This window comes from Microcystis sp. M169S2, assembly GCF_020245865.1.
GTDB lineage: Bacteria > Cyanobacteriota > Cyanobacteriia > Cyanobacteriales > Microcystaceae > Microcystis > Microcystis ichthyoblabe_A.
Genome location: NZ_JADBUB010000154.1, coordinates 1 through 5902 on the forward strand (window position 1 = coordinate 1; position 5902 = coordinate 5902).

Sequence of the window (5902 nt, forward strand, 5' to 3'; positions counted from 1 at the left end):
GAGGTAGTCAATTACCTAATTTTCAGGGAAAAAGTACCTGAATTTTCCCCCCGATCCCCGCAACGGCTGGCACTTTTTGAGGAAAAAAAAGTCTAAAAGTCTTATCCAACAAGGTTTTTAGATTTATTCAGCAGACCCTAACTAATGATAGCAGCTTCAATTTTTGATTTACCCGAACTAATTCCCGACCGAGAAATTCTGGAAATTTTGGCCCAAAGTCAGGCTATTCGTCTGGAAAGAATTATTTCCACCGGTCAAACCACTCCCCTCGGTCAATGGTACGATCAATCTGAGTTTGAATGGGTGATTTTATTACAGGGATACGCTGAGATTAGTTATGAAGATGGCAGCCAAGTTAATCTGCAAGCAGGGGATTATCTCCTGATTCCTCCTCACCAAAAACACCGCGTCGAATTTACTAGCAATAATCCCCCCTGTATTTGGTTAGCTGTCCATTATCGCTAGGAAAATATAGTTTCTAACTATGGTCTGCTGAATAAATCTAAAAACCTTGTTGGATAAGACTTTTGGACTTTTTTCCCCTCAAAAAGTGCCAGCCATTGGAGTGATCGGGGGTAAAATTCAGGTACTTTTTCCCTGAAAATTAGGTAACTGACTACCTCAAAATCGGTAAAACCCTACACCCTACACCCTACACCCCACACCCTGCCCCCACCAACAAACTTTTTCAGCAGGCCCTAACTATTGCCAGCGATCGAATAAATCGGTTAAAACGATATTAGAAAACAAAAAACCTTCGGGGTCGCTTAATCTTACCCTGGTATCCCCCTCAATTATTACTAGATTACGCTGTTTATGCGGCTCTAAGACCTCTAAAATTGCTTTTTTGATTTCCGGACCAAAATTAGCTTCAATCGCGGGCAAACTCACCCCTGACCCTAACCTTAACCCTAGCATTAAGGTTTCGAGAAGATCATCGATAAAACTATTTTTCTCCACGTCAATTGGGCAGCCTTCTTTTACCCAAGCGAAATAGTCGCGACTTTTGCGCGGACGGGTAAAACGTTGTTGATGAAGATAACTAGCAGCCCCCATACCAAAACCGTAATAGGGACGATTTTCCCAGTAAACTCGATTATGTCGGCATTGATAACCCGGTTTGGCATAGTTAGAAATCTCGTAATGTTGATAACCGGCTAAAGCTAGTTTTTCACCGGCTAAAACATACATTTTCGCCGTGGTTTCATCATCGGGTAAGGGTTTTTTTCCCGGTTGATACTGTTTACCGAAAGGAGTAACCGCTTCTAAGACCAAATCGTAACAGGAAAGATGGGCCGGTTGCAGTTCGATCGCTTTTTCTAGGGAATTTTCCCAATCTGTCAGGGTTTGTTGTGGCAATCCCGAAATCAAATCCAAACTATAGTTAACTATTCCCAATCCCTGAATTAATTCCACTGCCTGATAGATATCCTTAACGGTATGCGATCGACCGGAAACCTGTAATAATGGTTCTTGAAAAGCCTGTACTCCTAAACTAACCCGATTGACTCCCGCGCTAAGATAACCCTGTAATTGTTCTAAACTAAAGGTAGCTGGATCAATCTCCATAGAAATTTCTATATCGGCCGCAAAATCAAACTTTTTGGCTAAAGTATCCAGAATCGATCCTAATAATTCCACCGGTAACAGGGAAGGAGTCCCCCCCCCAAAAAAAATTGTTTCTAGGGGTTTCCCCGTCCCCTGACTAAGGCTAATTTCTTCCTGTAATATTTCCACATACTCCACCACAGGGGGAAAAGTCGCCGGATTGGTGCGATTACCAAGGACAAAAATCGGGAAATCGCAGTAAAAACAGCGCCGACGACAAAAGGGAATATGAATATAAACCGAGGTTACGGGGTCAAAATAGGACATTATATGAGGAAAAAGGAAAAAAGGGAGTGTGGGGTGTGGGGTGTGGGGAGAATAAAGCTGCCTCCTGCCTCCTGCCTCCTGCCTCCTACTGTAATTTCGTTTATCTTCGTTAAGATGTATTATGGCTGGGGAGAACATCTCCTAGAATGAAAGCAACTTTCCCGACACAAATTAGGAGAGGCCCACGGATATAATGTAAAAGTATCCATACTCATTATTTTCTACCGTCATTCCCCTCTATCCCCTCTGGTATTATCCCCATGCTTGATGCTGTCATAATTTTACTATTCGTCTTCGCTGTTGCCAGTATTGGTTATAGTGGTGTTGACTTGCTCCCGGTTGCTGTCCAGTCGCAAATCAGCAATATTGAAGCTTTACGCTGGTTATCGGCGGGTTTTGCCTCAATTATTGGTTTAGCTATTGGTTTAGTTGCCCAAACTACCTATCGTCGTCTAGAAACCCAAGTAAGACAAACTCCGATCGAAGTTATTTTAACCCGTTCGGTCGGTCTAGTTATCGGTTTGTTAATTGCTAATCTGATCTTAGCCCCGATTTTCTTCCTACCGATTCCCAGAGAATTCTCGTTTATTAAGCCGATAATCGCCATTTTAGGCAGTATTATGTTTTCCTATCTGGGGGTTAGTTTAGCAGATACCCACGGTCGCACTTTTTTGCGTCTGATTAACCCCAATAGTATGGAATCAATTCTAGTGGCAGAAGGGACCCTGCAAGCGGCCGCCACCAAAGTTGTGGACACCAGTTGTATTATCGATGGTCGTATCGAACAATTGTTAGACACGGGATTTATCGAAGGACAGATACTCATTCCCCAATTTATCCTTCAGGAATTGCAACAGTTAGCGGATGGCAGTAACGACCAAAAACGAGTCAGAGGAAGACGCGGATTAGACATCTTAAACCGGATGCAGCAAGAATTCCCTGATCGCATTATCATTCATCCGGCCGATTATGAGGATATTAGCACCGTAGATGCTAAATTAGTCCATCTTGCCCAAGAAATTAACGCCACCTTGCTCACGAACGATTATAATCTCAGTAAAGTGGCCAATCTGCAAAAAGTCACCATCTTGAATGTCAACGATCTCGCCCAAGCAGTACGCCCGATCTACTTGCCCGGGGATACTTTGGATCTAAAAATTCTCAAAGCAGGAAAAGAACCCACCCAAGGCATTGGTTATCTAGAAGATGGCACGATGGTGGTGGTAGAAGAAGGAAAAGATTATCTAGGGGGAGAATTGCGGGTAGTGGTGACATCTGCACTGCAAACCTCGGCCGGACGGATGATTTTTGCTAAACCCCAAAATTCCCTCATTGCTTAAAGGGAAGAACACAAAAAAAGCCTCAAATACAAGGCCAGAGGGGATTGTATTTGAGGTATTTTATTTTCTAAGGGAAGTTAAGTCACCAATCGAACTATCTAGCCAATTGATACCTAATTAAGCCGGTTTATTGAGTACGGCCATGGACTGACGAGCAAAACCGAAATAACTATCCCAGAATTGTTTCTGACTATCGAGGGCAACTTTGGTGGCGGTTTCTTGGGCGGTTAGGTAGGATTTCACCCATTCTTGTTGATATTCGAGGGATTTAACCAAAGTTTCCGGAAACTCAAACACTGGTGTAGTCGTGGGAAGACCATTACCCCAAGCGGACAGAAGCATTTTCTGCCATTCGGCTAGGTATTTTTGGTATTCTTCAAGATAATTGGTGTTCATAGAAGTCAAACCGCTAACTAGCCCATCTGGAAGGAGATGGTGAGAAAGTGGGGCGGTGTTGCCACCTTCTCGAAAGCAAAAACCGTGACTAGATAAAATATAATATTCTATCCCTTCCTTGATTATAACCTGAGTTTGTGATCAGCCAAAATCTTTATGCGATCGCCGTCAGCCCAGCCTATTTTTTGGTGACTCGGAACTAACGCTAAAATAATCCTACTCTAGCCATTTTCTCCCAACTATGATCGATCGCCCTATTCATGTAATTGGTGGAGGATTAGCGGGGACTGAGGCGGCGTGGCAGATAGCCCAAGCAGGTATTCCCGTGATCCTGCACGAAATGCGCCCAATTCGCTCTAGTCCCGCCCACCATAGCCAATTTTTAGCCGAATTAGTCTGTAGTAACTCCTTTGGTGCCATGGCGGTGGATCGCGCCACCGGGTTACTCCATGAAGAATTACGACGCTTAAATTCTCTAGTTATTGCTCAGGCCGATCAGCACAGTGTCCCCGCAGGAGGGGCTTTAGCGGTCGATCGAGGGGTCTTTAGTCGAAATTTGACGGAAATCTTGGCTAACCACCCTCTAGTCACCTTAAAACGTCAGGAGATCACGGAAATTCCCCGGGATGGTATCGTCGTTTTAACCACCGGACCGTTAACCAGTGCTGCCTTGGCCGCAGATCTACAAAATTTTGCCGGTCTGGACTATCTGAGCTTTTTTGATGCCGCTAGTCCGATTATTCTAGGGGAATCGATCGATCGATCGATCGCTTTTCTGGCCTCTCGTTACGATAAAGGTGAGGCCGCCTATCTCAATTGTCCCATGGAGCGGGAACAATACCTGCACTTCTGGCAAGAACTAAAACAGGCAGAACAGGCAGAATTGAAGGATTTTGAGCGAGAAAATGCCAAATTTTTCGAGGCTTGTCTGCCGATCGAAGAATTAGCCAGTCGAGGAGAGGATACCATGCGTTTTGGTCCCCTAAAACCGGTGGGATTAGCGGATTCCAGATATCCGGATCAACGTCCCTACGCAGTTATACAGTTGCGAATGGAAGATAAAGCGGGGCAATTGTGGAATATGGTGGGATTTCAAACTAATTTAAAATGGGGTGAACAAACACGGGTTTTCCGTCTGATTCCGGGGTTAGAAAAGGCCGAATTTGTCCGCATGGGGGTGATGCACAAAAACACCTTTATCAATTCTCCCCAGTTATTATCCTCCAGTCTCCAGTTTAAATCGCGACCGACGCTATTAGCGGCAGGACAGTTAATCGGCACGGAAGGCTATACGGCTGCGGCTGCTGGGGGATGGTTAGCGGGAACTAATGCCGCTCGTTTAGCTTTAGGATTAGAAACGGTGACATTGCCAACCACAACGATGATGGGGTCATTATTTGAGTTTATCAGCAGTGCCGAACCGAAACATTTTCAACCGATGCCGCCAAATTTTGGCATTTTGCCGAATTTTACCAGAAAAATCCGCAATAAACGGGAACGTTACGGTCAATATGCCGAGCGCTCTTTGCAGGATTTAGAAGCATGGATGAATCAGTTAAAAACTCCCTGTCTCGTCTAACTGTCAATCGCTAAATCGATCGCCCATAATAGAGAAGGAACCTATTTCTTTCTCTATCGCTATGCCAAACCCCGATTTTTTCCCTCCCCAATCCTATAGTCAAGAGGATGTGCAGGAAATTCTCTATTTGGCTATCTCCCGTCAAGGAGATAAGGGAGAAATTACCCGTCAACAGTTGTTAGAAATTGCCGACGATTTAGCTATTGAAATTAAAGACTTAGAAGCGGCGGAAAAGGACTGGCAAGAGTCAAAAATGCTCAGTTATAAACGGCAAGAATTCGATCGCTTTCGTCGCGAGGAGCTAAAAAATAAAACCGTTCGCTATCTGATTATTAATAGTTTTTTTATTATCATTAATTTAATTAGTGCGGGAACAATTTCTTGGGCAATTTATATCTTTTTGCTGATGGGTTTACCTCTTTCTCTCTCCGCTTGGAAAACTTTTCAAAATCAAGGGATTGCCTACGAAGAGGCATTTAAACGCTGGAAAATTAAGGAGGAAATGAAAGAGTCTTTTAGCAATCTTTGGACACAAGTTAAAAAGTTTTTACAGTTTTAATAGTGTTGAAAAACTCAAGGGGTGACAAAGAGGTTTAAAGGTAGGCAGGATAAAGACTCTAGCCAAATGTCCCCCAAAGAAATAGAGTGGTTATGGCAACCAGTCAAAAATTTAAAATGTTACCATCATTCTATCAGGCTTGTTTACAAGCTA

General features: G+C 43.8%; 6 protein-coding genes. 4 read left to right on the forward strand and 2 right to left on the reverse strand.

Features of this window, described 5'->3' with window-relative positions; all coding sequences use genetic code 11:
* The first annotated feature begins 144 nt into the window (after positions 1 to 144).
* Complete coding sequence (locus IM485_RS15630) at positions 145 to 465, forward strand: cupin domain-containing protein (RefSeq protein ID WP_104396580.1); 321 nt, start codon at positions 145 to 147, stop codon at positions 463 to 465.
* Positions 466 to 702: 237 nt separating this feature from the next.
* Here IM485_RS15630 and hemW read toward each other — a convergent pair whose 3' ends face one another.
* Positions 703 to 1875, reverse strand: coding sequence for a radical SAM family heme chaperone HemW (gene hemW, locus IM485_RS15635; protein WP_104396579.1), 1173 nt, complete (start codon positions 1873 to 1875; stop codon positions 703 to 705).
* A gap of 260 nt (positions 1876 to 2135) precedes the next feature.
* Here hemW and IM485_RS15640 point away from each other — a divergent pair, with 260 nt between their 5' ends.
* Positions 2136 to 3215, forward strand: coding sequence for a PIN/TRAM domain-containing protein (locus tag IM485_RS15640; RefSeq protein WP_190356669.1), 1080 nt, complete (start codon positions 2136 to 2138; stop codon positions 3213 to 3215).
* 117 nt (positions 3216 to 3332) lie between these two features.
* On the opposite strand, the gene IM485_RS15645 is transcribed toward IM485_RS15640, so the two are convergent.
* Positions 3333 to 3611 carry a thylakoid-associated protein gene (locus IM485_RS15645; RefSeq protein ID WP_104396577.1) on the reverse strand — a complete coding sequence of 93 codons (279 nt, stop codon included), beginning with the start codon at positions 3609 to 3611 and terminating at the stop codon, positions 3333 to 3335.
* Positions 3612 to 3852: 241 nt separating this feature from the next.
* Between IM485_RS15645 and trmFO the strand changes: the two genes are divergently transcribed.
* The gene (trmFO, locus tag IM485_RS15650; RefSeq protein WP_104396576.1) at positions 3853 to 5190 is read left to right on the forward strand and encodes an FADH(2)-oxidizing methylenetetrahydrofolate--tRNA-(uracil(54)-C(5))-methyltransferase TrmFO; all 1338 of its coding nucleotides are present in this window, start codon (positions 3853 to 3855) and stop codon (positions 5188 to 5190) included.
* Positions 5191 to 5251: 61 nt separating this feature from the next.
* On the forward strand, positions 5252 to 5749 hold the full coding sequence (locus tag IM485_RS15655) for a 2TM domain-containing protein (protein WP_104396575.1): 498 nt from the start codon (positions 5252 to 5254) through the stop codon (positions 5747 to 5749).
* Positions 5750 to 5902 lie beyond the last annotated feature (153 nt).